We start from the raw sequence: 23,982 nt of genomic DNA on the forward strand, positions 1-23,982 counted from the left end.
ATCGGTGCGATACTGGAGTCCGTGGCCGAGGCCTTCCGGCAAGCCGGAGACCAGGACGAGACGCAGTTGTTCATCGAACTCGTCTATCACGGCCTCGGCCGGACCAAAGCGGGCACGACCTGGAAGGAACTCATGGACGCCGATCTCTCGTACTTCCGCGGACCCCTTGCTCAGGCGTTGCGGGAAGAAGGCTTGGGCACTGCTCGGGCCAAGGATGTGCTGTTGATTCTTCGGTACCGCGGAGTTCAGGTGTCGGCCGAGGCTGCCGAGCGAGTGTCCGCTTGCCGTGATCAGCAGGTGTTCGATACCTGGATGCGGCGGGCGCTGGAGATTTCCTCGGTCGAGGAGTTGTTCGACTGAGAGATCGGGCGAGATGGCCGTCAGCGTAGGTGGGCGGGGTCTATGCCGAGGGTGTCGGCAAGACCGGCTTCTCCCGTAGGGGTGACGCGAACGGCGCGGCCGGTTCCGGACGGGGTGATCCAGGTCAGGGCCAGCAGGCGGCGGTGCAGGAGGACCGCGGCGGGGCCGCCGAGGTGGGTGCGGCGTTCGGTCCAGTCCAGGCAGGGGCGGGTCAGGGGGCGGCGGGAGCGGGTGAGGGTGGGCTCGTCGATGCCGAGGGTGGTGGTGAGCCAGGTGGTGCCCGTGGGGGTCAGGGTGTGGGCGTTGTCCGGGTCGAGGAGGCCGCGGTGGGCCATGGCGTCGGTGATGGTGACCCCGAGGCGGCCGGCCAGGTGGTTGTAGCAGGTTCGCCCGCGGGCCAGCGCCGCGTCGGCGGTGGCGGCGCGCAGGTTCTTCGGTGGGGTGGGGGTCGGGTCGAGTTCCGCCAGCAGGGTTTCCAGGAGCTGGGCGATCGCGGGGCTCGCCAGTTCGACGTAGCGGTGCCTGCCCTGTTTGCGTTCGGTGATCAAGCCCGCGCCGCACAGGCGGTCCAGGTGGGCCGTGGCGGTGGACGGGGCGACACCGGTCAGGCGGGCCAGCTCGCCGGCGGTCCAGGCGCGGCCGTCGAGCAGGGCCAGGCACATGTGGGCTCTGGTCCGGTCGGCGAGGACGGCGGCCCAGTCGGCGAGGGCGGCGGCGCGGGCGGGCATCTCCCCATCATGCGACGGTGATTGTTCGGCGGCCACCGAACTGTCACGGGCCTACGGTCGATGCCGTGATCAGCGATCCCGAGCTCGTCCGCGACCTGCTCCACACCGCGCCGATGCCGCCGGTACCCGATGCGCCCGGTCCGGGCATCGCGTGGCTGCGCGCGTCCGTCCCCCGATTCTGCGATGGTCTCGTCCATCAGCGCCGACGGGCGGCGGTGCGACGCGAGCTGGATCGCCTCAACCCCGCCGTCCTTCGGATCGCCGCCGCCGCCCGAGCAGACCAGCCACTGGCCCATGTCCGGGTGCTGCTCGCGGCGATGGGGATCCCTGAGCGAGCGGTCCTGGCGGTGGCGGTCGTCGCGGCCGCCTATCAACCACACGAACCGATCACGCCGGAGGCGGATGCGGCGGTGCGTGAACTCGTGGCTCTGTGCGCAGCGCCCGCGCGTGTCTCGGGGTGCACGCACGACAGCGCAGGGGTGGCGGCGGCCGGATACGTCACTGGTAGCCACGGCACGCTCGCGGGAGCCCCGCACCGACCAGCCCGCACCGCCTCTGCGGAGGTCGGCGACATCGCGACGCCGGGCCGGACCGCCGCCCCATCGGGCACCGACCGACACGCACCGGGCAACGGAACGCCCGCCTCCGACAGCGAGACCACCGACGACGAGCGGATCGCCGCGCGGATCTGCATCCTGGTGCAGGCGTGCGCGGCGACCGGCGAATTGATTGCGGCCGCCCGCGTCTCGGACATCGGCGCCCCAGCCGACCGCCCGGCTTTGATCATGGCGACCACGCCGCCACTGCGCTCCACACGGCGGCTCGTCGACGGTGTGGTGACCGAACTCGATCTTCGCCATCCGGGGCTCGGATTCGGCGCGGGACCGCACCGCTGCCCCGGGCACGAACTCGCGGTCGCCATCGCCAACGGCATCCTCGAATCCGAGACCCCACCTGCGCTTTTCGAGCCGGGCGGGGAACGGCCGCTGCCCGGATCGGCTCCGCGGCCTTCGCCGCACCTCTGGTCCGGGTCAAGCGGCGAGCCCACGATGAGGACGCTGCCCGATGGGAACCTACGGATCGAGCCGAACGCACACGCCGAACCACGCACACTCACCGAACCAGGCCATCGGCCCGCGCGAAACCAACCGACCAGCTCACACCGTCCAACGGAGCCGCGCCCCGCGCGAGAGCCGGACACGGCGTCGATCGGGCCTGGAAACGGCCGAGCGCCGACGAATGCCCACCCTCGTACTCCGAACCCCGCGGATTCGACCGACTTCCACGCACTCCACGAGGGCGAGCGGCCGTTGATCCTGCCCAATGCCTGGGACTTCACCTCCGGCGCCCTGCTCGCGGACGCGGGATTCCCAGCCATCGCCACCACCAGTCTGGGGGTCGCCGCCGCAGCCGGTCTGCCCGATGGCAAGGCCGCGTCCGCGACCGAAACCTTCGCTCTCGCCGCCCGATTGACGCGACTGCCGGTTCTGGTGAGCGTCGATATCGAAGCCGGGTTCGCCGAGGACCCCGCCGAGGTCGCCGACTATGTCGCCCGGCTGGCCGATCTCGGCGTCGCCGGAATCAATATCGAGGACGGCCGCGACAACACCTTCCTGGCCACGCCGCAGGAACAGGCCGACCTCGTGCACACCATCAAGACCCGCACACCACACCTGTTCGTCAACGCCCGCGTCGACACCCACTGGTTCGGCATCGACGAGGACTCGACCGTGCACCGGGCCCGGCTGTACGCGGCGGCGGGCGCCGACGGCTTGTTCGTCCCTGGCGTCACCGACCCGGCCATGCTGCGCACCCTCGTCGCGGCATCCCCGCTGCCACTGAACACCCTGTACGCACCGACCGGCCCCGATCTCGACACCCTCGCCGCGCTGGGCGTGCGCCGGATCAGTACCGGATCGGCCCTGTACCGGGCCGCTCTCGGCGCGGCGGTCGGAGTGGCCCGCACCCTCCGCGGCGATCCGGGCGAGTTGTCGGCGCCGCCCGACTACCGGCGCATCCAGGCCCTGCTCGCGGCGGCGAACACCGCCTAGCGCGGGTCAGTCCTTGCGGACCACCCGCTCGCCCGCACCGGGCTTCCACACGGTGATGTCGAGGTGGTCGTCGTCGACCTCCACCGTGGAGGCGCCGGTGAGATCGGCGACGTAGAAGTGGTCGAACTTCTCGCCGCGGATGTCGAAACCGCTGTCGTCGAAGAGTTTCTGGGCGAAACGCGCGTGCACGGCCTCGTCCGGCAGATCGGTGACGGTGCCGAACAGTTTGGCGTCGCCGTCGGTGACCTTGGTGTCGACGGTCGCGGTGTGCAGGCAGAACCGCGGGTCACGAGCGAGGTCGGCGAACTTCCTGGTGTTCGGCATGCCGGCCAGGATCAGCATGCCCTCGAAGATCGTCGGCTCGATCGGGCTGATCCGCGGCGACCCGTCGGCGCGGACGGTGCCGAGCAGGCACAGATTGCCGGTCGCCTGGTGCCTGCGCAGGAACAGGGCGGAGATTCGCGGTGCTTCCTCGGTGAACTGGCTCCATGTGGTCATAGTCGAACAGTACGACGCAACCTTGACATCCTGTGTCAAGGTTTCCGGCTAGTCTCGAGAACATGCGAGCGAGCAGGTTGGTGCAGCTGCTGCTCCTGTTGCAGGCCAAGGGCGGGGCGACCGCGACCGAGCTGGCGCGGGAGCTGGAGGTGTCGGTGCGCACCGTCTACCGGGATGTCGAGGCGCTGTCGGCGGCCGGGGTCCCGGTGTACAGCGAGCCGGGGCGCGGCGGCGGCGTGCGGCTGATCGACGGGTACCGCACCCGGCTGACCGGCCTCACCTCCGACGAGGCCGACGCGGTCCTGCTGGCCGGACTGCCCGGCGCGGCCGCCGACCTCGGCCTCGGCACCGTGCTCGCCACCGCCCAGCTCAAGATGCTGGCCGCGCTGCCGCCCGAACTGCGCGGCCGCGCCACCCGCATCGCCGAACGCGTCCATATCGACATGCCCGGCTGGTTCCACCGCCCGGACGACACCCCCACCCTGGCCTCGGTCGCCGACGCGCTGTGGCACGACCGCCGACTCGCGATCAGCTACCGGCGCCGCGACAAGACCGTCGAGCGCACGGTCGATCCACTCGGCCTGGTCATGAAGGCGGGCACCTGGTACCTGGTCGCCCGCGAGGGCACCGACATCCGTTCCTACCGGGCAAGCCGCATCGCCGCCGCCGAGCCCACCGGCGAATCCTTCACCCGCCCAGCCGATTTCGATCTCACCGCGCACTGGTCGGCCGCGGCCGACGACTTCGCCCGCGCCATCCTGAGGGTGCGGGCGCGGTGCCGGGTCTCGGCCGACCACCTGGGCCTGCTGCGCCTGATGAACGACCCGGCGGCCGTCCGCGACGCCCTGGCCTCCGCGAGCGCGCCCGACGACACCGGCTGGGTCGACATCACCCTCCCCGGCGAGTCCTACGAGATCCTCGCCCACGCCCTGCTCCCCCTCGGCGAACATCTCGAGGTTCTCGACCCACCCGAACTCCGCTCGGCCATGGCCACCACCGCGGCCGCCATGCACGCCCGCTACCACCCGCCGATCTGACGGCCGCCGCTCCGCTCCCGACCGTCGCGTTCGGCCGCCGCGTTCGGCCGTCGTGGGCGGACCCGAGCCGCGACGGCGGGCGCTCGGGCCGCCGGTTACCGGACCCGCCGACGACGACACAAGACCCTGTGCGCCCGCGCCCGGGGTCGGTCAGCACGTCCAGTCGAGGACCTCGCCCATCGCACGCAGGGAAACAGAGGCGGGCACGAGCCGCAGGACGTTGTCCCGCATGACGACCAGGGGCGCGGCCGACAGCTGGCCGATGGTGCCGATGCGGGCCGAGCGGGTGGCGATCATCCGGGTCCGGGGACGGCGCTCCCGGTCGTACCGGGCCGGGCCGTCGGGTTCGGCGGCCAGGCGGGCCAGCACCACCGCGTCCTCCAGCGCCTGGCACCCACCTTGGCCGAGATTCGGGGTCATCGCGTGGGCGGCGTCGCCGAGCAGGGCGATCCGGCCCGCGGTGAACGACGGGAGAGCGGGGATGTCGTAGATGTCGTTGTGCAGCACCGTGTTCGGGTCGGCGGCGGCCAGCAGTGCGGGGATCGGGTGATGCCAGCCGGCGAAGCGGTCGCGGACCTCGGCGAAGGTTCCCGGCGCGTGTTCGGGTGCGTTGTAGACCGCGAAGCAGTACACCCGGCCGTCGGCGAGCGGCGCCATGCCGAACCGCGCTCCGCGACCCCAGGTCTCCCCGAACTCGGTCAGCTTCTCCGGGAGTTCGACCACCGCGCGCCAGGCGGTGTACCCGGCGTACCGAGCCCGCACCTCGCCGCAGACCGCACGCCGGACCACGCTGTTCAGGCCGTCCGCGCCGACGACCAGATCCGCGGTCGACACCCCCGCCGAGTGCGTCACCGATCCGTCGGGGTCGGCCGACGACACCGCGATCCCCGTCCGCACCACGTCATCGGGCAGCGCCGCACGCAGGATCTCGAGCAACGCGGCGCGGTGGACCACCACCGGAGCGCCGAACCGCTCGCGCAGCGTCGCCACATCGGTGCGCGCGAGCCGCCGGCCGCGCGCATCCCGAACCCCGGCCGACACGTCCTCGACCGCCTGCGCCCGCACCGGGGACCCGACGCCGAGGGCATCCAGTGCCCGCAAGGCGTTGGACCACAGTGAGATTCCCGATCCGACCTCGGTGAGCTCCGGCGTCCGCTCCAGCACTTCCACCGACCAGCCCCGGCGCGTCAACGCCAGCGCCGTAGCCAGTCCCCCGATTCCACCACCGACGACGATTGCTGTGGACATCGCGTTCTCCCCTCGTAGCAGGTACCAGCCCACCGTACTACTTCTGTAGTGTCATTCACTACTGCTGTAGTGCGAGTCACTACAGCAGTAGTATCGCTGGGTGGCCACGAAACGCGAACAGATCCTCGACGCCGCCATCGACGTGCTGGGCACGCGCGGGCCGCGGGCACTGACCCACCGCGCGGCCGATGACGCGGCGGGCGTTCCCAACGGGTCGGCCTCCAACTACTTCCGCACCCGCGAAGCCCTGCTGATCGGCATCGCCCAACGGCTGGAGGAACGCGATCGCGCCGACTGGACGGCGCTGAACCACCTGCTCGGCCCCGCCACGATCGAGCATCTCGTCGAGGGCCTGGCCCGGTTCGTCCTGCACGCCACCGGCCCCGATCGGGCGCGCACCCTCGCCAGGTTCGCGCTGTTCGGCGAGGCACAGACGATGCCCGCGCTGCACGAATCGTTGCAGCGCGGGCATCACCGGCTCCGGGACTGGGCGATCGAGATGGCGGCGGGGGTCGGGATCGCCCCCGGTGACACGACGATCCTGGTCGACTATCTCGACGGTGTCGTCGTGCACCGGCTCGGCGGTGCGGGGACCGACACCGATCCCCGCACCGCGATCGGCAGGCTGGTCGGCGCGCTGACCGTCAGCTGACGACGGCGAACAGCAACGCCGCCACCGCGAAACTGACCACCGACAGCACGGTTTCGAGCACGGTCCAGGTCTGCAGTGTCTGCTTCACGGTCATGTTGAAGTACTTCGAGATGATCCAGAAGCCGCCGTCGTTGACGTGGCTGGCGATGATCGAGCCCGCCGCGATCGCCATCGCGATCAGCGCGATCGACATCTGCGAGTAGCCCTGATCGGTCACCAGTGGCGCGACGATGCCGCCGGTGGTGACGATGGCGACCGTCGCCGAACCCTGCGCGACCCGCAGACCGCAGCTGATCAGATACGACAGCACGATCACCGGCAGGCCCGCCGCGGACATGGTGTCGGCGAGTGCGGTGCCGATGCCGGTCGCGGAGATGACCTTGCCGAAGAAGGCGCCCGCGCCGACCACCAGCAGCACCATGCCGACCGGCTTGAGCGATTCGGCGGTGATGGTGCTCAGTTCCTGCACCGACGATCCGCGCCGGATGCCGAGCAGGTAGAACGCCACGAGCACGGTGATGAGCAGCGCGACCGCGGGTGTGCCGAAGAAGGTGAGCACCTGCAGCAGAGCCGAATCCTGGTCCAGCAGCTGGTAACCGAAGGTCGCGCCGAGAATCAGCACGAGCGGAATCGCGATGATCGCGCCGATCAGGGCGACCGACGGCGGCGACTTCGTCAGCACGGCCGTGCCGCCGGAACCTTCGGCGCTGTCACCGGCGGTCGCCCCGTTCGGCTCGAGCGGCACGAACTCACTGGGCACATCGACCTGCACGCGCTTGCCGATCCAGGTACCCCACACGATGCCCGCGGCGATGAATCCCGGGATGCCACAGACGAATCCCATGATGATCAACCAGCCCAGGCTCACTCCGAGCAGACCGCCCAGCGCGACCGGACCGGGGTGCGGCGGCAGGAAGGCGTGCGTCATCGACAGCCCGGCCAGCATCGGCATGGCGTAGAGCACCAGCGAGCGTCCGCCGCGCTTGGCCGCGACATAGACCAGCGGCGCGAGGACGAAGATGCCGATGTCGAAGAACACGGGGATGCCGAAGATGAGGCCGAGCAGGCCCATCGCGACGGGAGCGCCCTTCTCGCCGAACGTCTTCAGCAGTTTGTCGGTGAGCACGTCGGCGCCGCCGGATCGTTCGAGGATCGCGCCGAGCACGGTGCCGAGACCGATGATCACGGCGATGTGCCCGAGGATTCCGCCGAAGCCGGTTTCCAGCAGTGATTCACCGGCTTTCAGTGGTGTGCCGACGATCTGGGAGACCGGGAGTCCCGCGGCCAGCGCCAGCAACAGACCGGTCAGCAGCAGCGCGACGAACGGCTCCAGTTTGACCTTGATGATGGCGATGAGTAGCACGGCGATCGCGAGACCGCACAGCACCAGCAACCCGGGGGTGGTGGTGCGCAACCAGTCGACAGTGGCGCCCATGGGGATACCTCTCAATCAAGCGAATGGACGAAGCGTGCGGCTTGGGAGCCGATGTGGGACCAGCGCGAATTCGCGACGTCCAGGGGCGCGACCACCTCGGTGCCCGCGGTGACGGCGATCGCTCCCGCCCGCAGGAACTCGCGGGCATTGTGGGAGTTGACGCCGCCGGAGGGGATCAGGAACACGTGCGGGAAGGGACCGAGCAGGTCCCTCAGATAGGCGGGCCCGAGCGCGCGGGCCGGGAAGATCTTGACCGCGGCCGCGCCCAGCTCGACCGCCGCCAGCACCTCGGACGGGGTGAACGCGCCCATCACGACCGGAATCCCGTGCGCGACAGCGACGTCGGCCACCTCAGGCCGCAGCGCGGGCGTCACCAGGAACTTCGCGCCCGCCTCGATCGCGGCCTCGGCCTGATCGCGCCGCGTCACCGTGCCGACGCCGATCACCGCGGCGCTCACCGCCGAGGCCTTGCGGACGGCGTCGAGCACGCCGAGGGTGGTGAAGGTGAGCTCGACCGCGCGGATGCCCGCACCGGCCAGGGCTTCGGCGAGCCCGACCGGGTCGGGGATATCCGGCGCCCGCACCACGGTGAGCGCGCGGTCGGCGCGGATCACCGCCATCGCCTCGGACGACGAGCTCTGCAGCGGGTTCATCGGGTCTCCTCTCGGGTGGCGTCCAGCCGCAGCGCGCGACCGGCGCGCACGCCGGTCGCGCTGCCGTTCTCCAGCGCGAATTCGCCGTTGACCAGCACGTGCTGGATGCCCTGTGCCTGTTGTCGGGGGTCTTCGAAGGTCGCGGTGTCGTGGATCGTCGCCGGATCGAAGACGACCACGTCGGCGGCGTGACCGGGACGGATCAGGCCGCGCTCGGCCAGCCGCAGCCGGGCGGCGGGCCTGCCGGTGAGGTGGTGCACGCACTCCTCCAGCCCGAGCACGCCCAGGTCGCGGACATAGCGGGACAGATAGCGCGGGAAGGTGCCCCAGGCGCGCGGATGCGGCCGGGCGCCGACGAGCAGACCGTCGCTGCCGCCCATGTGGCCCGCGTCGACCATGATCGCGCGCACGTTCTCCTCGTGGCCGACGTGCTGCAGGATCGTGGTGGCCAGCTGATCCCGGCGCAGCAGCTCGAAGAACACCTCGACCGGCGCCCGGTGCTCCGCGTCGGCGATCTGGGCGACGGTGCGGCCGACGTAGCCCGCCAGCGCGTCGTCGCCGACGCCGCTGATCTGGATGGTCTCCCATTCGACGGTGACGCCGTGACACCCGTCGGAGCCGTTGACGTTCACGTCCGCGGTGATCCTGGCGCGCTCGGCGGCGTCGTCGAGCCGGGCCAGCGCGGCGTCCGGTCCGCCCGACATCGCCCAGCTCGGCAGCAGCGCCGACAGCGTGGTGGAGCCGGGCAGGTACGGGTAGGTGTCGAGGGTGATGTCACAGCCGTCGGCGCGGGCCTGCGCGACCATCGCGAGGAATTCCGGTGCGCGCCCGCGATTCACGCCGAAGTTCATGGTGGCGTGGGTCAGGTGCAGCGCGCAGCCGGTGCCCTTCGCCAGCCCCATCATCTCCGCGTACGCCTCCAGCGCGCCCGCGCCGTAGGAGCGGGTGTGCGGGGCGTAGAAGCCGCCGTAGGAGGCCACGACCGCGCACAGCGCGGCCAGTTCACCGGTGTCGGCGTACATGCCGGGGGTATAGGTGAGCCCGCTCGACATGCCGACCGCGCCCTCGTCGAGCCCCTGGGCCAGCAGCGCGCACATCCGATCGATCTCGGCCGTGGTGGCCGCACGCTGCTCGGTGCCGACGACGAGCAGTCGCAGCGTGCCCTGCGGCACCAGGTAGGCGGCATTGGGCGTGATGCCCTGATCGAGCCGGTCCAGGTACTGCCCGACCGTGCGCCAAGAGAAGTCGAAGCCCGCCGGATTGCCGTTCCAGCCGGCGATCTGCTTACGCACCACCGCGAGCGCGGCGTCGTCGATCGGCGCGTAGGACAGGCCGTCCTGGCCGATCACCTCGGTGGTGACGCCCTGGGTGATCTTCGGGAAGTGGTCGGGGTGGGTCAGCAGGTGCAGGTCCGAATGCGCGTGCATGTCGATGAAGCCGGGGCTGAGCACCGAACCCGGCTGTGCCGGAACCACTCTCGCGGTACCGGTGTCGATCGATGCGGGCGCGGCCACCTCGGCGATGCGCCCGCCACGGATCAGGACGTCACCGCGAACGCGCGGGTCACCGGTGCCGTCGACGATGTCGATGTCGCGAAACAGTAAGTCGGTCATGGTCATCGGTCAGAAGTAGGTGCGGATCAGGTCGACCACGCGCGGGCTCTGTGCCGCCGCGTCGTCGATCACCGGGATGAGGCGCCACTTGTCGAACGCCGTGCACGGGTGCGACAGCCCGAGCCGCACGATGCTGCCGACCGGGAGATCGGCGGCGTCGGCACCGGGCAACCGCAGGAAGGTGTGCTGATCGTTGAGCGCGCTGACGTGCGCGCCCGCGGGCAGCGCGCCGCCCACCACCAGCTGCGGCACCGGCAGCCCCTCGTCGAAGGGGAAGTCGCGCTTCCCGCCGTCGAGCAGCGCCAGTTCCGGTTCCGGCCGGGAGACCACGCGGGCCCAGCCGTGCATCGCGGCCCGCAGACCGGGGTCGACGGCGGGCGCGGCCAGCGGCGAGATGCCGGCGTAGAAGCCGTCGTCGTGGACGAGGTAGGCGCCGCTGCGCAGCACGACCGTCGTGTTCGCGTCGGCCAGCCCGGCCAGTTCCGCGACGACGAGTTCGGGATAGGCGCTGCCACCCGCGGTGACGATCGCCGAACCGGCGTAGGCCCCGGCCGCGGCGAGTTCGGTGTGCAGGGCGGCCAGTTCGCCGAGGTAGTCGCGCACGGCCGCGATGCCTGCGCTGCTGCGATCGTGGGCCAGCGCGCCCTCGTACCCGGCGACACCGGCGAGGGCGAGCCGGTCGCTGGCCCGCAGCGCGGCCGCGACGGCGTGGCCTTCGGCGCGGGTCCGCGCGCCGGTGCGCCCCTGTGGGCCGCCGAGCTCGACCAGGACCCGGACCCGGGGGCCGGGCGGGGTGTCGCGCAGGATCTTGTCCATCAGCTCGACGGTGGCGACGCTGTCGGCCCAGCAGAAGAACTCGAACCCGGCATCGCGCGCGGATTCCGCGGCGACCCAGGTCAGGGCGGCCGGATCGACGAGCGCGTTGGCGAGCATGACCCGCCCGACGCCGAACGACCGCGCGACCTGGGCCTGCCAGCCGGTGGCCAGCGTGATCGCCCACGACCCAGCCGTCAGCTGATCGCGCCAGAGCTGCGGGGCCATCGTGGTCTTGCCGTGTGGTGCCAGCGCGACGCCTGCGGCCGCGGTCCAGCGCGCCATCAGCGCGATATTGGCGTCGAGCAGCCCGCGGTCGAGGGTGAGCAGCGGGGTTTCCCACCGGTCCAGTTCCGGTGCGTCCGCGAGATATTCGCGCACGGTCCGGCCCCAGGCCGCGGGCGGCACGCTCTTGTCGCGCGGGCCGATCGCCTCGTCGGCGAGCGCGTCCACGACGGCGTTGTCGATCGTCACAGCATCCCTTTCCCTCGAGCGACCGGGAGTCACCCGGACGATCGGTCATATCGGGTAAACATTGCATGATGTGCAACGCTAGTTGCATCTAATGTTTCTGCTCGTTATTGTGCATCCCAGAGGCAGTGACCGCAACCACGAAAGGGCGAAAAAAGTGACCCAGGCAACATCGGTGCCGCCCAGAGCGGTCACCGTCGGCGAGGGACTGGCCGTGCTCGTCGCCCGCCCCGGACCGCTGGAGCAGTCCCCGCACTTCGACCGGAGCGCGGGTGGAGCCGAGGCCAATGTGGCCACCGTGCTCACCCAACTCGGCGTCGCGGCGGCGTGGCTGTCCCGCGTGGGCGACGACGGCTTCGGGCGCTATCTGGTCGCGCAACTGGCGGCCCAGGGCGTCGAGGTCGGCGCGGTCGCCGTCGATCCGGACCGGCCGACCGGGCTCTACGTCAAGGAACGCGGCAGCGGATCGGGCGCCGCCCACGACCTGCCCGCGCACGCCAGCCGGATGCACTACTACCGCGCCGGGTCCGCCGCCAGCGCGCTGTCGCCCGCCGATCTCGCGACCCGGACGGCCGCCGCCCTGCTCGACGACACCGACCTGGTGCATTTCACCGGCATCACCCCGGCGCTGTCGGAGTCGGCCAACCAGCTGACCCGTACCTTGCTCGCCCTGCCCCGGCGCGGCCGGCTGGTCAGCTTCGACCTGAATTACCGTCCGGCACTGTGGGGTTCGCGGGTCGACGAGGCGGCCGACGAACTCGCCGCCCATGTCCGCGGCGCCGACGTGGTGCTGCTCGGCGCCGACGAGGCCGAGGAGCTCTTCGGCACCGGCGATCCGGCCGCGCTGCGCGCGCTGTTCCCCGAGCCCGCCCAGCTGGTCGTCAAGAACGACAAGCACACTGTCACCGGATTCGACGGCGACACCGTGGTCGAGGTGCCCGCGCTGGCGCTCGAGATCACCGAGCGGATCGGCGCCGGTGACGCTTTCGCCGGCGGCTACCTCGCCGCCCTGCTGCACGACGCCGATCCGCGCACCCGGCTGCGCTACGGCCACCTGTGCGCCGCCGCCGCGCTCACCGCCACCGGCGACGCGGCGAAAATCCCTCCGGTGCAGGACATCCGGCGACTCGCGCAGCTGCCGGACGCGGACTGGGCCGGGCTGCGCTATCCGGACGCACTGGATGGGACGATCAGGCCATGAGTCAAAGCGTGTCGCGCGCCCTGTCCATTCTCATCGCCCTCGGCGAGGACTCGCAGTCCCTCGACGAGCTGGCCGGGCGGCTCGGTGTGCACAAGTCGACCGTGCTGCGCCTGCTGCAGACCATGCAGGCGGAACGATTCGTCGTGCGCGACAACGCCCACCGGTACTCGCTGGGCACCCGCATGTTCGAACTGGCCAGTCGCGCGCTGGAGAACCGCGATGTCCGCACCGTCGCCCGGCCGCATCTGAGCGCGCTGGGCGCCGCCACCGGGCAGACCGTCCACCTGGCCGCCTACGAGTCCGGCGACGCCGTCTACATCGACAAGGTCGACGCCGAGCAGGCGGTCCGGATGTACTCGCGGATCGGCAGACCGGCGCCGCTGCACTGCACCGCGGTCGGCAAGGTGCTGGTCGCGGCCCTGCCGCGGGCGGAGTGGCGCGCGGTCGCCGCGCGGCTGGACTACCACCCCTTCACCACCCGCACCCTGCGCACGCCCGAGCAGTACCTGGCCGAGCTGGAACTGGTCGCCGCGCAGGGCTTCGCCGAGGACCACGAGGAACACGAGAGCTTCGTCAACTGCATCGGCGTGCCGGTGCGCGACGGGATCGGCGCGGTGGTGGCCGCGGTGTCGGTCTCGGTCCCGGACGTGCTGCTCGACCACGATCAGGTGCTGGCGCTGTTGCCGCAGGTCAGGGCGACCGCCGACGCCATCTCCACCGAACTCGGCTGGGCCCCCCGCCGAGACGTCACCGCGAGGAAAGGCTGAACTCCATGGCTGCCGAGAAGTCCGTCAAGATCGCCGTGCGCACCACCGACGCGCCCGCGCCCGCGCACACCTTCTCCCAGGGCGTGCGCAAGGGCCCGTTCGTGCAGGTCTCGGGCCAGGGACCGGTCGACCCGGCGACCAACGAGTACCTGCATCCCGGCGACGTCGCCGCGCAGACCACCCGCACGTTGATGAACGTCAAGGCGATCGTCGACGCCGCCGGCGCCACCTTCGACGACGTGGTGATGCTGCGCGTCTATCTCACCAAAAGGGAGGATTTCGCGGTGATGAACGAGGCGTATGGTGAATTCGTCACCAAGCACACGACCGGTGACGTGCTGCCTTCCCGCACCACCGTCTTCACCGGCTTGCCGCGCGCGGAGATGCTGGTCGAGATCGACGCCATCGCCGTCGTAACGGACTGAGCCACAACGTTTCCGGTGATGTCTCCGACATCACGCACCACCCCGTGTTGAGATGGGGCGGCCCCTTCCGGGGGCTGCTCCGCCCGTTCTACCCGAGGATCCGCCATGTTCGCCAAGATCGCCCGCCCGCTCGCCGTCGCCGCCGTCGCCCTCTCCGTCACCGCCGTCGGCGCGGGCACCGCCTCGGCCGCCACCGCCGAGCCCGTCGTCGGCTCGGTCGCCGTCTGCATCGGCATCCCGGTCGGCCCGGTGACCGTCACCTTCTGCATCTAGCGGCTAGCCGGAGTTACGCAAGGCGGTGGCCAGGCCGTTCATGGTGAGCAGGATGCCCCGCTTCACCAGTTCGGAGTCGTCACCGCCGCGCAGCCTGCGCAACAGATCCACCTGTAGCTGATTGAGCGGTTCCAGGTAGGGGAAGCGGTTGTGGATCGACTCCGCCAGGGACGGGTTGTCGCTGAGCAGTTCCTCGTGGCCGGTCACGGCCAGGTACATGCGGATGGTGCGGGCGTGCTCGTCGCGGATCATCCCGAAGATCTGCGCGCGCAGCGCCGCGTCCTCGACCAGGTCGGCGTAGCGGGCGGCGATGTCGAGGTCGCTCTTGGCCATCACCTGGGCGAGGTTCGACAGCACCGTGCGGAAGAACGGCCAGCGCTGGTAGAGGTCGGTGAGCCGGGCCAGCCGCTGCGGATCGTCGCCGACCCAGTCCGCGAGCGCGGTGCCGGTGCCGTACCAGCCCGGCAACATGACGCGCGCCTGGCTCCAGGCCATCACCCACGGGATCGCGCGCAGATCCGACACCGAGTTGGTGGGTTTGCGTGAGGCCGGGCGGCTGCCGATATTGAGGTCGCCGACCTCGGCGACCGGGGTGGACTGCCGGAAGTAGGCGACGAAGCCCGGGGTGTCGTGCACCAGGCGCCCGTAGGCCGCGCGCGCCCGGGCGGCGAGCTCGTCGAGCAGCTCGTAGGCCGGTTCGGCGTCCTCACCCAGTCCTTCCACGTCCAGCAGCGTCGATTCCAGGGTGCCCGCGATCAGCGACTCCAGATTGCGGTGCGCCGCGCCCTGTTCGGAGTACTTCGCGGCGATCACCTCGCCCTGTTCGGTGAGCCGCAGCGAGCCCTGCACCGCGCCCGCAGGCTGGGCCAGGATGGCGTCGTAGCTGCGCCCGCCACCGCGGCCGACGGTGCCGCCGCGGCCGTGGAACAGCCGCAACCGGATGCCCGACTTGCGCGCCACCTCGACCAGGTCCAGCTCCGCCCGGTACAGCGCCCAGTTCGCGGCCAGGTATCCGCCGTCCTTGTTGGAATCGGAGTACCCGAGCATCACCTCCTGCCGCATCCCCGCCGCGGCGACCAGTTCGCGATACACCGGTACGTCCAGCACCGCGGCCAGCGTCGCCGCGCCCGCGCCCAGGTCCTCGATGGTCTCGAACAGCGGCACGATGCCGACCGGGCTGCTCGGCGTGCCCTCGGCGGTGCCCGGATCGAGAATGCCCGCTTCCTTGAGCAGCAGCGCCGCCTCGAGCATGTCGCTGACCGAGGTGCACATGCTGATGATGTAGTTCGGGATGGCGGCGGCGCCGAAGGTATCGATCACCTCCTTGCCCGCGCGCAGAACGCCCAGTTCCTTGGCGGCGAGCTCGCTGAGCTGCGCGTGCGGACCGAGCAGCGGTCGGCGGGTCCGCAATTCGTTCGACAGCAGCTCGACCCGCTCGGCCTCCGACAGGCTCGGGTAGTCGGCGTGCACGCCCGACCAGGCCAGCAGTTCGGTGACGACCTGCTCGTGTACCTCGGAGTTCTGCCGCATGTCCAGGGCCTGCAGGTGGAAGCCGAAGGTCTCGATGGCGTGGCGCAGCGCGGCGAGCCGGTCGTCGGCGAGCAGGGCGTCCCCGCCCGCGCGCAGCGAGAGGTCGACCGCGTCGAGATCGTCGAGGACCGCCTGCGGCGTGGCGTACGGGACGGCGCCCCCGTCGAGACCGTGCTCCGGCAGGGCACCGAGCGCCCGTTCCGCGGTGGCGCTGAGCCGGGCCCGGATCGCGTGCAGCGCACGGCGATACGGCTCGTCGGCGAAGACCGCCGGGTCGGGATAACCGGCCTCGGCGAGCGCGGCGACCGCGGGGCTCACCTGGACCAGCCGGGCCGACAGCGACAGCGTCTTCTCCAGCTCGACCAGCTCGTCCAGGTATCGGCCGAAGGCGTAGGCGGCGGCCTGCTCGGCGGCGGTGTGCACGACTTCGCCTGTCACATAGGGGTTTCCGTCGCGGTCGCCGCCGATCCAGGAGCCGGGGCGCAGGATCGGGCGCGGCAGCAGCTCCACCTCGGGCCAGCGGTACCGCAGCGCGGCGCGCACCTGCGCGTTGATCGCCGGGATGACGTCGTAGAGGGTCAGGTCGTAGTAGCGCAGGCCGACCGAGATCTCGTCCTGGATCCGCAAGCGCGCCAACCGGATCAGCGCGGTGCGCCACAGGGTGAGCACCTCGCGGCGGATCCGCAGTTCGGACTCGTCGAAGCCGGGATCACCGGGTTCGAGCCTGCGCCGCAGCCGCATCAGCTCGGTGATCTTGGCCTGCACGTCGAAGACGGTGCGCCTGCGGGTCTCGGTCGGGTGCGCGGTGATCACCGGGGAGACCAGCGCGTCGGTGAGCAGTTCGGCGACCGTCGCGCCGTCGAGGGCGGCCGCGTCGAGCTTGTCGTAGGTGGCGGCCAGCGAGGAGTCCTGCGGCGGCTCCCCCGCCGAGACGTGCGCGGCGCGGCGCCGGTCGCGCTGGATGTCCTCGGCGAGATTGGCCAGCAGCACGAAGTAGCTGAACGCCCGGATCAGCGGAATCGCGATCTCGGTGGGCGTGCCGTCGAGCATGTCGGCGACCGCGCTGCGTTCGACCTCCTCGCGGCGCACCCGGAACGCTTCGGTGCGCACCCGCTCGATCAGGTCGAAGACCTCGGGACCCTCGTGGTCGCGGATGGTGTCACCGAGGATGCCGCCGAGAAACCGGATGTCCTCGCGCAGCGGCCGGGTGGCTTCCTGCTCCTGCACGGTTCGCGATTCGCCCATGGAAAGACAGTATTGCCGCCGTGGCCGTCCCGCGACCCGGCGACGCGCCCCGGCCCACCACGATGCCCGAGGTCACACCTATAGCGACCGGATCACCCGGGCCGGGTTGCCGGCCGCGAACACCCGGTCGGGCAGATCGCGGGTGACCACGCTGCCCGCGCCGACCACCACATCGTCGCCGATGGTCACGCCGGGGCACACGATCACCCCGCCGCCGAACCACGCGTTGTTCCCGATCCGGATCGGCGCCGCGGATTCCCACCGCTGCCTGCGCTTCTCGTGATCCTCCATCGGGTGCAGGGCGGTCAGCAGCTGGCAGCGCGGCCCGATCGAGCAGTCGTCGCCGATGACGATCGGCGCGCAGTCGAGCAGGATCGCGTCGTAGTTGAGAAAACTGTTGGACCCGATCTCGATGAGATAGCCGTAGTCGCACTGGAACCGGGGCATGATCCAGGAGCCCTCCCCCACCTTGCCGAGCAGGTCACCCAGCAACTCGGTCCGGCGGCCGGTCTCGTCGGGGCCGGTCCGGTTGAACTCGTCGCACAGGCGTTGTGCCCGTTGCCGTTCGGCCACCAGCTCGGGATCGCTGTCCTTGTACAGCTGCCCGCTCAACATCCGCTGTTTCTGCTCGCCCATGGCGCCGAGTGTAGGGGCGGACGACGGCATGCCATTGTGCGGCGACGAGCGGATCGTTAGCGTTGATCAGCATGGTGTCGATGACGCATCTGTACGTGCAAGGTCATCGCGATCGCCGTCGGGCTCGGCGTGGCGGCGCTGTTGCCGCAGTTCGTCGACACCGCCCGCGGTGGGGTGCCGCAGCAGATGCTGGTGCTCGGCGTCTGCATCCCGCTGTTCGGGCTGATCTTCGACACGCTGTGGGCACTGGCGGCCGACTCCGTGCGCGGCTGGCTGGCCCGTACGCCACGGCGGATGGCCGCGGTCGGCGGCACCAGCGGCCTGATGATGATCGGGCTGGGTACGTCGCTGGCCTTCACCGGACGCAAGGACTGACCTCCGGCGATGCCGCGGCATCCCCGCGAAAGTAGGGTCGATGTCGTGACAACAGCGCGCACCCGGCACAACTACACCGGCACCTCGGTCGCCGAACGGCAGATCGAGCGCCGCGCGCTGTTCATCGAGGCCGGGCTGACCGTGTTCGCGGAGAAGTCCTATGCCAACAGCTCGCTGACCGACGTGTGCGCGGCGGCGGGACTGTCGCGACGGCAGTTCTACGAGCAGTTCGCCGGGCGCGAGGAACTGCTGGTCGCCGTCTACGACTCGGTGCAGGGCAGGGCGCGGGACGCGGTCGCGGCGGCGCTGGCGGCAGCCGAGACCGACGACCTGCGCGCGCTCATCGACGCCGCGGTCCGCGCCTACACCAGGGCGATCACCGACGATATCCGGTGCGTCACCGTGGCTTTCGTGGAGATCGTGGGGGTGAGCCCGGCGATCGAGGCGCATCGCGCGCAGGTCAGGGACCAGTGGGGCGAGGTGGTCGCGGCGATCGCGCAGGGGCGCGAGGGCGTGCGGACCCCGCCCGGCGGCTGGCGGGTCGCGATGGCCGCCTTCATCGGCGCCGTCAACGGCGCGGTGCACCAGTGGAGCATGGACGACCCGCGGCCTCCCGTGGACGAGCTCGTCGATGTCTTCTCCACCCTGCTCAACGCGCTGACCGCCGCGTAGTCCGACCGCCGATTGCGATCTACACCACACCCGTGCCATAGTAGCCGTCATTGAGACGAAGGCGTCTCAATTCACGTGAGGACTGTGCACGATGAGATCTCCCTTCGCTCTGCGATGGATGGCCCTGGTCACCGGCGCGCTCGCGGCCGCGACGGTGCTGGTGGCCGGGCCGGTCGCGGCCGAACCGGCCGCCGTGGCGCCCGCGCCGGTGATTCCCCTCCCGCCCGAACTCGATCCGGGCTTCTACCTGCCGCCCGCCGAGGTCGTTGCGGCCACGGCGCCGGGCGCGATCATCGCCGTCCGGCAGGTGCGCGTCGCCGATTTCGGCCTGCTGCCGATCGACGTCGACGCCTGGCAGGTGTCCTACCGCTCCAACAACAGCCGCGACGAGGCGATCCCGGCGGTCGCCACCGTGATCAAGCCGCGCGGCCAGGCGCCCGCGCCGCGCAAGCTGCTCTCGGTGCAGCTGGCCGAGGACTCCACCGCGGGCTACTGCGCGCCGTCCTATGCGCTGCAACATCTTTCGGTGGCCCCGCTCGCGGGCCAGATCGTGGTGCCCGCCGAATTCCTGTTCGCCCAGGCCGCGCTGGCGCAGGGCTGGGCCGTCGTCGTGCCGGATCACCAGGGCCCGAATTCGGCCTACGCGGCCGGACCGCTGGCCGGGCGGATCACCCTGGACGGCATTCGCGCGGCGACCTCGTTCGCGCCGCTCGAGGTGGGACCGAGCGCGCCGGTCGGCCTGTACGGCTATTCCGGCGGCTCGATCGCGACCGGTCACGCCGCCGAGTTGAAGGCCACCTACGCGCCCGAGCTGAACATCGTGGGTGCGGCCGAAGGCGGCGTGGGCGCCGATCTCGGCGCCGCGCTGAGCATGGCGAACAACCAGCTCACCTCGGGCCTGGTCTTCGCGGCCGTCCTCGGCCTCACCCGCGAGTACCCGGACTTCGCCGCCTATCTCGACCAGCGGCTCGATCCGCTCGGCAAGGGCCTGTCCGCGATCAAGTCGCCGCTGTGCGTGCAGTACCAGTCGGCCCTGCTGCCGTTCCTGAACCTCACCGGCATGATCGGCTCCGACGGCAACCCTCTGGACGACCCGCCGGTCGCGGCGATGCTCGACGACACCCGCATGGGCAAGACCACCCCCGACATGCCGATGTTCGTCTGGCATTCCGCGTGGGACGAGATCCTGCCGCTGGGCGCGACCAACACCCTGGTCGACACGTACTGCCGGGACCCGAAGACCTCGCTCACCTACACCCGCGACCACGCCAGTGAGCACATCGTCGCCGAGGTGGTGGGCGGTCCGGCGGCGCTGCTGTGGCTGCGCGACCGGCTCGACGGCGTCCCCGCCCCGACCGGCTGCACCATCTCCGACGCGGGCACCATGGCCGCGACGCCGGGCGCGCTCGGCTTCCTCGGTGACACCCTGGCGGCGAAGTTCGCCACCCTCTTCGGCACGCCGCTGGGCAGCCACTGAGCCTGCGGGGTGCGGTTGTCACAGACCGCACCCCGCACGAAATCCGCTGCGGCGAAAGAGTCTTCGCCTCCCCCGTGCACCGACGAATTCGGTGATACATGTTGACGTTCGATGTTGATTTGTATCATACTCGCCGAGTTCGTCGATCATGAGCAGGAGGTGCCCCGGTGACCGACAACGCACGGGCAGCGCTGGAGATTCTTCGCGATGCGGGGCAGTTCAAGTGGTATGTCATTCCGCTCTTACTGCTGGTCATCTACGTCTACTCGGTCGAGGTCGAACGCCGGAACTGGAACGTGCTGTTCGCCGGCCTGGCGCTGTGGGGCATGGACTGGTTCAACGAGATCTGGAATTCGCTGGTCTTCCACGTCACCGACCGGGCGCCGGTCTGGGGCGCGAGCGGGCCGACGGCGTATCAGATCCTGATCGGGCTCAATATCGAGATCTGCTTCATGTTCGCGATCATGGGCGTCGCGGCGGCGAAGATGCTGCCGCCCAAGCAGACCCGGATCTTCGGGCTGCCGAACCGGCCGGTGCTCATCGCGGTGAACTCGGCCGCGGCGGTCGGGGTCGAAGTCGTGCTGAACAAGGCGGGCGTGCTCACCTGGGATTGGTCGTGGTGGCAGCCGGGCTTCCCGTTCCTCATCTGGATCATCGGCTACGTGCCGTTCTTCGCCGCCTGCTTCTACGTGCACGACCTGCCCAGCGTGCGGAGTAAGGCGCTGGTGGTCGGCACCATCTTCGGCATCGACGCGATCGCGCTGATCGTCTTCGGCGCGGCGGGGTGGCTGTGAGGGGCGGGCACGCCGTCCGGCGTGGCGCGCTGCTCGCGGCGACCGGACTGGTGTTCGCCGCGGTGACAGCACCCTCGGCGACCGTCGCCGACCCGGGCTGTCTGCCGATCGGCACCGTCGGCACGCCCGAGGTGACGGTCGACGACTCCACCGCGGGCCTGGCCGATTTCGCCCCGGCGACGGTCGCCCTGCCCGACCAGGTGTACTTCCGCTCGACCACCGAGTCGTTCAACCGGCGCTGGACCTTCGCCACCCGCGACGGCGCGGTGTACGTGAAAGAGGCCGCCGCCGTGGGTGGTTGGCGCACCCTGACGCTGCCGGGCTGCCTGGCCGGCACGATCGCCGGTGTCTCGGCCGACGACGACGAAGTGATGATGATCGACCGCGACGGCCGGTTCATCACCATGGATCACGCGCTCAGCGCGCCCAGGGACTGGAACTGGAGCGGCCGCTACGGCACGCCGCTGTGGACCGGGCCGGGCAATACGCTCCCGCCGGGGACACTCACCTGGTCGTGGTCGGTGCTGTCACCCGCCGAGGATCACATCTGGACCGACACGGCGGGCAACGAGCATCCGGTCGGCGGCGCCAAGGTGTCGCACGTGTTCGCCCTGACCCACGGTGGTCAGCGGATCCAGTACGTCGATCCGTGGCTGCCGGTGGACCACAGCTACGAGATGGGCATGCCGCTGGGCGGGCGGTTCCAGGCGGTGGCGCTGTCGACCAGCGCGTCGACCTCGCTGGTGGTCAACCGGTTCGGCGACTTCTACACGCGCCTCTACGATTTCGACATCTCCGGCGCCGACAAGGTGTTCTTCCGCTACTCCTACGAGGACCAGCGGGGGCTGCCCGAGGCGCCGGACATGCTCGCCGAGCGCGTCGACAGCCGCTACGCCGCGATCCAGCTGCCCGCGCCGGACTGGGTCGCCCAGCCGAAGGTGCCCGGCGAGATCACCGACCGCATCTCCGTCCACCGGACCGCGCCCGGCTCGGCGGCCCGCGAGCTCCGGGTGGAGGGCCGCGACGGCGGGCGCACCGGCTTCTGGCGCAAGATGCTCACCGATCCCGCGTGGTCGTTCGTGCCCACCGATCAGCCGCTCACCGGTGCGGCACTGGAGAATTCGCCGATCAGCCGCGCGACGGAAACGCTCGGACCGGCCTCGCCCTACGACTATCTCGGCGCGGCGTCCCAGGGCTGGATCGCCCAGGTGCGTTCCTTCGACCCGGCCGTCTCCCCCACTCCCCTGCGCGTCGACTTCACCGACGGCACCGGCGTCGAGCTCATCCTGCACACCGTCGACGGGTTGCGCCAGACCCCGCAGCAGCCCGGTATCACCGGTCAGCCGCGCGTCTTCGACGGCACCGTCGAGGTACCCCAGCAGCTCCTGGAAACCCTCGATACCCAGCCGGTCGCGGTGCGCGAATTCGTCCGGAACACCCTGGGAGGCAACCGCTTCACCGACACGTCTGTGGAGGTCACCGACCGCGCGTTCCGGTTCGCCCGGTGGGATCTCACCCTGCATCGACGCTGATTCCGGGCACCGGGCGGTGGGTCAGCTCACCTCCCGGTGCCGGGGCTGGACGCGATGCAGCAGGACCTGTTCGAGCAGGGCCACCAGGACGTCACGGACGGAGTCGCGGTCGCGTGCGTCGCAGTCCAGCACGGGGATCCAGTCGTCGAGGCCGAGGGCTTCGCGGACCTCGGTGAGGTCGAAGCGGGTGGCGTCGTCGAAGCGGTTGACCACGACGACGAACGGGGTGTCGTGCTCCTCGAAGTAGTCCAGCACGGGATAGCAGTCCTCGACCCGGCCGGTGTCGACGACGATGACCGCGCCGAGGGCTCCGTCGACGAGGTCGTCCCACAGGAACACGAAGCGGTCCTGGCCCGGGGTGCCGAACAGGTACAGGATCAGCGACTGGTCCAGGGTGATCCGGCCGAAGTCCAGCGCGACCGTGGTGGCGGTCTTCTCGGCACGGCGGCCCGGGTCGTCGACGCCGATCGACACCTCGGTCATCGACGCCTCCGTCACCAGCGGCTCGATCTCGGAGATGGCGCCGATGAAGGTGGTCTTGCCGACGCCGAAGCCGCCGCTGACCACGATCTTCACCGACGACGGCATCGCCGGTGCGGCGGTACGGAATTCAGAGTGCGCGAACAAGATCCCTGATCCTCTCGATGGCGGCGGTCGACAGTTCCGGGGCGTCGCGGACCGACACGTGGCCCGCCGCGGCCAGGTCGCTGACGATCACCTTGGCGATGCCGACCGGAACCCGCAGGGCGGCACCGATTTCGGCGATGGAGTGCGGTCGCAGGCACAACTGCACGACGGTGCGTTCCTCGAACCGCAGCGGTGCCGACAGCGCGGACGGCGGTGCCTGCACGAGGGTTTCGATGCGCAGCCCGTCCAGCACCGGGACGGTGCGGCCCGCGGTGACCACGAACGGCCGGACGAAGCGGTCGTCGACGTCGTCGCTGTCGGTGGGCGCCACCGGTACCGGCGGTAGCTCCTCGCGCCAGCCGGTCGGGCGGTTCATCGGGATCATGCGCGGATCGGGCAGCCGGGGACGATCGGGATCTCTCATCTGCGCAACGACTCTCGCAGTTCGCCGATCAGCCGCGGGTCGAGCAGCGAACCCGCGCGTTCGGCCAGCACCGCCATCTCGTAGCCGACCAGGCCGACATCGCAGCCACCGTCGGCGATCACCCCGAGGCAACTGCCGTCACCGAGCGCCGAGACCAGCAGGAATCCGCGCTTCATCTCGATCATGATCAGCTTCAGGCCGTCGAAATCGTAACTGCGCGAAGCACTGCGGGCGAGGCTGGACAGGCCCGACACCATGGCGGCCAACCGGTCGGCGCCGGTGCGGTCCAGGCCGTCGGACATGGCGATGAGCAGCCCGTCGGAGGACACGGCGACGGTGTCGCGCACGCCGTCGGTGTTGCGGACGAAGTTGCCGAGCAGCCAGTTGAAGGTGTGGGGATCGGCGGTCGGTAGATGGGTGGTCACCGGGAGCTCCTGTGGTCGGG

General features: G+C 70.6%; 25 protein-coding genes. 13 read left to right on the plus strand and 12 right to left on the minus strand.

From position 1 onward, the window contains the following. Positions 1 to 21 precede the first annotated feature (21 nt). On the plus strand, positions 22 to 360 hold the full coding sequence (locus tag ACFVW6_RS31965; RefSeq protein ID WP_378832807.1) for a hypothetical protein: 339 nt from the start codon (positions 22 to 24) through the stop codon (positions 358 to 360). A gap of 20 nt (positions 361 to 380) precedes the next feature. Here ACFVW6_RS31965 and ACFVW6_RS31970 read toward each other — a convergent pair whose 3' ends face one another. Next, positions 381 to 1,088, minus strand: a complete 708-nt coding sequence (locus tag ACFVW6_RS31970) for an ArsR/SmtB family transcription factor (protein WP_378832805.1) — start codon at positions 1,086 to 1,088, stop codon at positions 381 to 383. A 65-nt stretch (positions 1,089 to 1,153) separates the two neighbouring features. Here ACFVW6_RS31970 and ACFVW6_RS31975 point away from each other — a divergent pair, with 65 nt between their 5' ends. Continuing rightward, the gene (locus tag ACFVW6_RS31975) at positions 1,154 to 3,139 is read left to right on the plus strand and encodes an isocitrate lyase/phosphoenolpyruvate mutase family protein (protein ID WP_378832803.1); all 1,986 of its coding nucleotides are present in this window, start codon (positions 1,154 to 1,156) and stop codon (positions 3,137 to 3,139) included. Positions 3,140 to 3,145: 6 nt separating this feature from the next. Here ACFVW6_RS31975 and ACFVW6_RS31980 read toward each other — a convergent pair whose 3' ends face one another. Continuing rightward, positions 3,146 to 3,637 (minus strand): pyridoxamine 5'-phosphate oxidase family protein, encoded by a 492-nt coding sequence (locus ACFVW6_RS31980; protein ID WP_355281684.1) that lies wholly within the window; start codon positions 3,635 to 3,637, stop codon positions 3,146 to 3,148. Positions 3,638 to 3,699: 62 nt separating this feature from the next. Here ACFVW6_RS31980 and ACFVW6_RS31985 point away from each other — a divergent pair, with 62 nt between their 5' ends. Further along, a complete protein-coding gene (locus tag ACFVW6_RS31985) occupies positions 3,700 to 4,674 on the plus strand; it encodes a helix-turn-helix transcriptional regulator (RefSeq protein ID WP_378832800.1) in 975 nt (324 codons plus the stop codon). Positions 4,675 to 4,824: 150 nt separating this feature from the next. Here the strand turns inward: ACFVW6_RS31985 and ACFVW6_RS31990 are convergent, their stop codons facing one another. Continuing rightward, on the minus strand, positions 4,825 to 5,922 hold the full coding sequence (locus ACFVW6_RS31990) for an FAD-dependent oxidoreductase (protein WP_378832797.1): 1,098 nt from the start codon (positions 5,920 to 5,922) through the stop codon (positions 4,825 to 4,827). A gap of 100 nt (positions 5,923 to 6,022) precedes the next feature. Between ACFVW6_RS31990 and ACFVW6_RS31995 the strand changes: the two genes are divergently transcribed. After that, positions 6,023 to 6,574, plus strand: a complete 552-nt coding sequence (locus ACFVW6_RS31995) for a TetR/AcrR family transcriptional regulator (protein ID WP_378832795.1) — start codon at positions 6,023 to 6,025, stop codon at positions 6,572 to 6,574. Here the strand turns inward: ACFVW6_RS31995 and ACFVW6_RS32000 are convergent. Genes ACFVW6_RS32000 through ACFVW6_RS32015 form a run of 4 tightly spaced genes read right to left on the minus strand, consistent with a single transcriptional unit; the run spans position 6,567 to position 11,562 of the window. Next, complete coding sequence (locus ACFVW6_RS32000; protein ID WP_378832793.1) at positions 6,567 to 8,009, minus strand: GntP family permease; 1,443 nt, start codon at positions 8,007 to 8,009, stop codon at positions 6,567 to 6,569. The two genes, ACFVW6_RS31995 and ACFVW6_RS32000, sit on opposite strands and share 8 nt — an antisense overlap. 11 nt (positions 8,010 to 8,020) lie before the next feature. Then, the gene (locus ACFVW6_RS32005) at positions 8,021 to 8,662 is read right to left on the minus strand and encodes a bifunctional 4-hydroxy-2-oxoglutarate aldolase/2-dehydro-3-deoxy-phosphogluconate aldolase (RefSeq protein WP_378832791.1); all 642 of its coding nucleotides are present in this window, start codon (positions 8,660 to 8,662) and stop codon (positions 8,021 to 8,023) included. Beyond that, a complete protein-coding gene (locus ACFVW6_RS32010; RefSeq protein ID WP_378832789.1) occupies positions 8,659 to 10,275 on the minus strand; it encodes an amidohydrolase family protein in 1,617 nt (538 codons plus the stop codon). The genes ACFVW6_RS32005 and ACFVW6_RS32010 overlap by 4 nt, the downstream gene beginning before the upstream one ends. A gap of 9 nt (positions 10,276 to 10,284) precedes the next feature. Beyond that, complete coding sequence (locus ACFVW6_RS32015) at positions 10,285 to 11,562, minus strand: amino acid deaminase (RefSeq protein WP_378832787.1); 1,278 nt, start codon at positions 11,560 to 11,562, stop codon at positions 10,285 to 10,287. A 154-nt stretch (positions 11,563 to 11,716) separates the two neighbouring features. Here ACFVW6_RS32015 and ACFVW6_RS32020 point away from each other — a divergent pair, with 154 nt between their 5' ends. The 4 genes from ACFVW6_RS32020 (at position 11,717) to ACFVW6_RS32035 (ending at position 14,225) form a co-directional block, all read left to right on the plus strand. Further along, positions 11,717 to 12,760 (plus strand): sugar kinase, encoded by a 1,044-nt coding sequence (locus ACFVW6_RS32020; RefSeq protein WP_357350459.1) that lies wholly within the window; start codon positions 11,717 to 11,719, stop codon positions 12,758 to 12,760. Continuing rightward, positions 12,757 to 13,527 carry an IclR family transcriptional regulator gene (locus ACFVW6_RS32025; protein WP_355281659.1) on the plus strand — a complete coding sequence of 257 codons (771 nt, stop codon included), beginning with the start codon at positions 12,757 to 12,759 and terminating at the stop codon, positions 13,525 to 13,527. The genes ACFVW6_RS32020 and ACFVW6_RS32025 overlap by 4 nt, the downstream gene beginning before the upstream one ends. A 5-nt stretch (positions 13,528 to 13,532) precedes the next feature. Next, complete coding sequence (locus ACFVW6_RS32030) at positions 13,533 to 13,952, plus strand: RidA family protein (RefSeq protein ID WP_355281657.1); 420 nt, start codon at positions 13,533 to 13,535, stop codon at positions 13,950 to 13,952. A 105-nt stretch (positions 13,953 to 14,057) separates the two neighbouring features. After that, positions 14,058 to 14,225, plus strand: coding sequence for a hypothetical protein (locus ACFVW6_RS32035; RefSeq protein WP_355281655.1), 168 nt, complete (start codon positions 14,058 to 14,060; stop codon positions 14,223 to 14,225). A 3-nt stretch (positions 14,226 to 14,228) separates the two neighbouring features. On the opposite strand, the gene ppc is transcribed toward ACFVW6_RS32035, so the two are convergent. Both ppc and ACFVW6_RS32045 read right to left on the minus strand, forming a co-directional pair. Beyond that, on the minus strand, positions 14,229 to 17,000 hold the full coding sequence (gene ppc / locus ACFVW6_RS32040) for a phosphoenolpyruvate carboxylase (RefSeq protein ID WP_378832782.1): 2,772 nt from the start codon (positions 16,998 to 17,000) through the stop codon (positions 14,229 to 14,231). Between the two features lie 78 nt (positions 17,001 to 17,078). Next, complete coding sequence (locus ACFVW6_RS32045) at positions 17,079 to 17,636, minus strand: sugar O-acetyltransferase (protein ID WP_378832779.1); 558 nt, start codon at positions 17,634 to 17,636, stop codon at positions 17,079 to 17,081. Positions 17,637 to 17,765: 129 nt separating this feature from the next. On the opposite strand from ACFVW6_RS32045, the gene ACFVW6_RS32050 reads away from it, so the two are divergent. The 5 genes from ACFVW6_RS32050 to ACFVW6_RS32070 all read left to right on the plus strand — a co-directional run bounded on the left by ACFVW6_RS32050 (position 17,766) and on the right by ACFVW6_RS32070 (position 22,486). Next, a complete protein-coding gene (locus ACFVW6_RS32050; RefSeq protein ID WP_378832777.1) occupies positions 17,766 to 18,011 on the plus strand; it encodes a hypothetical protein in 246 nt (81 codons plus the stop codon). Positions 18,012 to 18,056: 45 nt separating this feature from the next. Then, a complete protein-coding gene (locus ACFVW6_RS32055; RefSeq protein WP_378832775.1) occupies positions 18,057 to 18,683 on the plus strand; it encodes a TetR/AcrR family transcriptional regulator in 627 nt (208 codons plus the stop codon). Between the two features lie 91 nt (positions 18,684 to 18,774). Beyond that, the gene (locus ACFVW6_RS32060; RefSeq protein WP_378832772.1) at positions 18,775 to 20,160 is read left to right on the plus strand and encodes a lipase family protein; all 1,386 of its coding nucleotides are present in this window, start codon (positions 18,775 to 18,777) and stop codon (positions 20,158 to 20,160) included. A gap of 167 nt (positions 20,161 to 20,327) precedes the next feature. After that, the gene (locus ACFVW6_RS32065; RefSeq protein WP_378832770.1) at positions 20,328 to 20,954 is read left to right on the plus strand and encodes a hypothetical protein; all 627 of its coding nucleotides are present in this window, start codon (positions 20,328 to 20,330) and stop codon (positions 20,952 to 20,954) included. Then, positions 20,951 to 22,486 (plus strand): hypothetical protein, encoded by a 1,536-nt coding sequence (locus tag ACFVW6_RS32070; RefSeq protein WP_378832768.1) that lies wholly within the window; start codon positions 20,951 to 20,953, stop codon positions 22,484 to 22,486. The genes ACFVW6_RS32065 and ACFVW6_RS32070 overlap by 4 nt, the downstream gene beginning before the upstream one ends. A gap of 21 nt (positions 22,487 to 22,507) precedes the next feature. Here ACFVW6_RS32070 and ACFVW6_RS32075 read toward each other — a convergent pair whose 3' ends face one another. The 3 genes from ACFVW6_RS32075 to ACFVW6_RS32085 are packed head-to-tail and all read right to left on the minus strand — an operon-like array spanning position 22,508 to position 23,962. After that, entirely contained in the window at positions 22,508 to 23,053 is a 546-nt protein-coding gene (locus ACFVW6_RS32075) for an ATP/GTP-binding protein (RefSeq protein ID WP_378832926.1), read from the minus strand. Positions 23,054 to 23,096: 43 nt separating this feature from the next. Then, positions 23,097 to 23,537 (minus strand): DUF742 domain-containing protein, encoded by a 441-nt coding sequence (locus ACFVW6_RS32080; RefSeq protein ID WP_378832765.1) that lies wholly within the window; start codon positions 23,535 to 23,537, stop codon positions 23,097 to 23,099. Continuing rightward, positions 23,534 to 23,962 carry a roadblock/LC7 domain-containing protein gene (locus ACFVW6_RS32085; RefSeq protein WP_355281632.1) on the minus strand — a complete coding sequence of 143 codons (429 nt, stop codon included), beginning with the start codon at positions 23,960 to 23,962 and terminating at the stop codon, positions 23,534 to 23,536. The genes ACFVW6_RS32080 and ACFVW6_RS32085 overlap by 4 nt, the downstream gene beginning before the upstream one ends. Positions 23,963 to 23,982: the final 20 nt, after the last annotated feature.

Origin of the sequence: Nocardia sp. NPDC058244 (genome assembly GCF_042882065.1) — a bacterium.
Lineage (GTDB): Bacteria > Actinomycetota > Actinomycetes > Mycobacteriales > Mycobacteriaceae > Nocardia.

Excerpts from the sequence above, each read along its gene's own strand:
- ACFVW6_RS31970 (WP_378832805.1), bottom strand. The coding sequence starts at position 1,088 with ATGCCCGCCCGCGCCGCCGCCCTCGCCGACTGGGCCGCCGTCCTCGCC.
- ACFVW6_RS31980 (WP_355281684.1), bottom strand. The coding sequence starts at position 3,637 with ATGACCACATGGAGCCAGTTCACCGAGGAAGCACCGCGAATCTCCGCC.
- ACFVW6_RS31985 (WP_378832800.1), top strand. The coding sequence starts at position 3,700 with ATGCGAGCGAGCAGGTTGGTGCAGCTGCTGCTCCTGTTGCAGGCCAAG.
- ACFVW6_RS31990 (WP_378832797.1), bottom strand. The coding sequence starts at position 5,922 with ATGTCCACAGCAATCGTCGTCGGTGGTGGAATCGGGGGACTGGCTACG.
- ACFVW6_RS32000 (WP_378832793.1), bottom strand. The coding sequence starts at position 8,009 with ATGGGCGCCACTGTCGACTGGTTGCGCACCACCACCCCCGGGTTGCTG.
- ACFVW6_RS32005 (WP_378832791.1), bottom strand. The coding sequence starts at position 8,662 with ATGAACCCGCTGCAGAGCTCGTCGTCCGAGGCGATGGCGGTGATCCGC.
- ACFVW6_RS32010 (WP_378832789.1), bottom strand. The coding sequence starts at position 10,275 with ATGACCGACTTACTGTTTCGCGACATCGACATCGTCGACGGCACCGGT.
- ACFVW6_RS32025 (WP_355281659.1), top strand. The coding sequence starts at position 12,757 with ATGAGTCAAAGCGTGTCGCGCGCCCTGTCCATTCTCATCGCCCTCGGC.
- ACFVW6_RS32030 (WP_355281657.1), top strand. The coding sequence starts at position 13,533 with ATGGCTGCCGAGAAGTCCGTCAAGATCGCCGTGCGCACCACCGACGCG.
- ACFVW6_RS32035 (WP_355281655.1), top strand. The coding sequence starts at position 14,058 with ATGTTCGCCAAGATCGCCCGCCCGCTCGCCGTCGCCGCCGTCGCCCTC.
- ppc (WP_378832782.1), bottom strand. The coding sequence starts at position 17,000 with ATGGGCGAATCGCGAACCGTGCAGGAGCAGGAAGCCACCCGGCCGCTG.
- ACFVW6_RS32045 (WP_378832779.1), bottom strand. The coding sequence starts at position 17,636 with ATGGGCGAGCAGAAACAGCGGATGTTGAGCGGGCAGCTGTACAAGGAC.
- ACFVW6_RS32060 (WP_378832772.1), top strand. The coding sequence starts at position 18,775 with ATGAGATCTCCCTTCGCTCTGCGATGGATGGCCCTGGTCACCGGCGCG.
- ACFVW6_RS32080 (WP_378832765.1), bottom strand. The coding sequence starts at position 23,537 with ATGAGAGATCCCGATCGTCCCCGGCTGCCCGATCCGCGCATGATCCCG.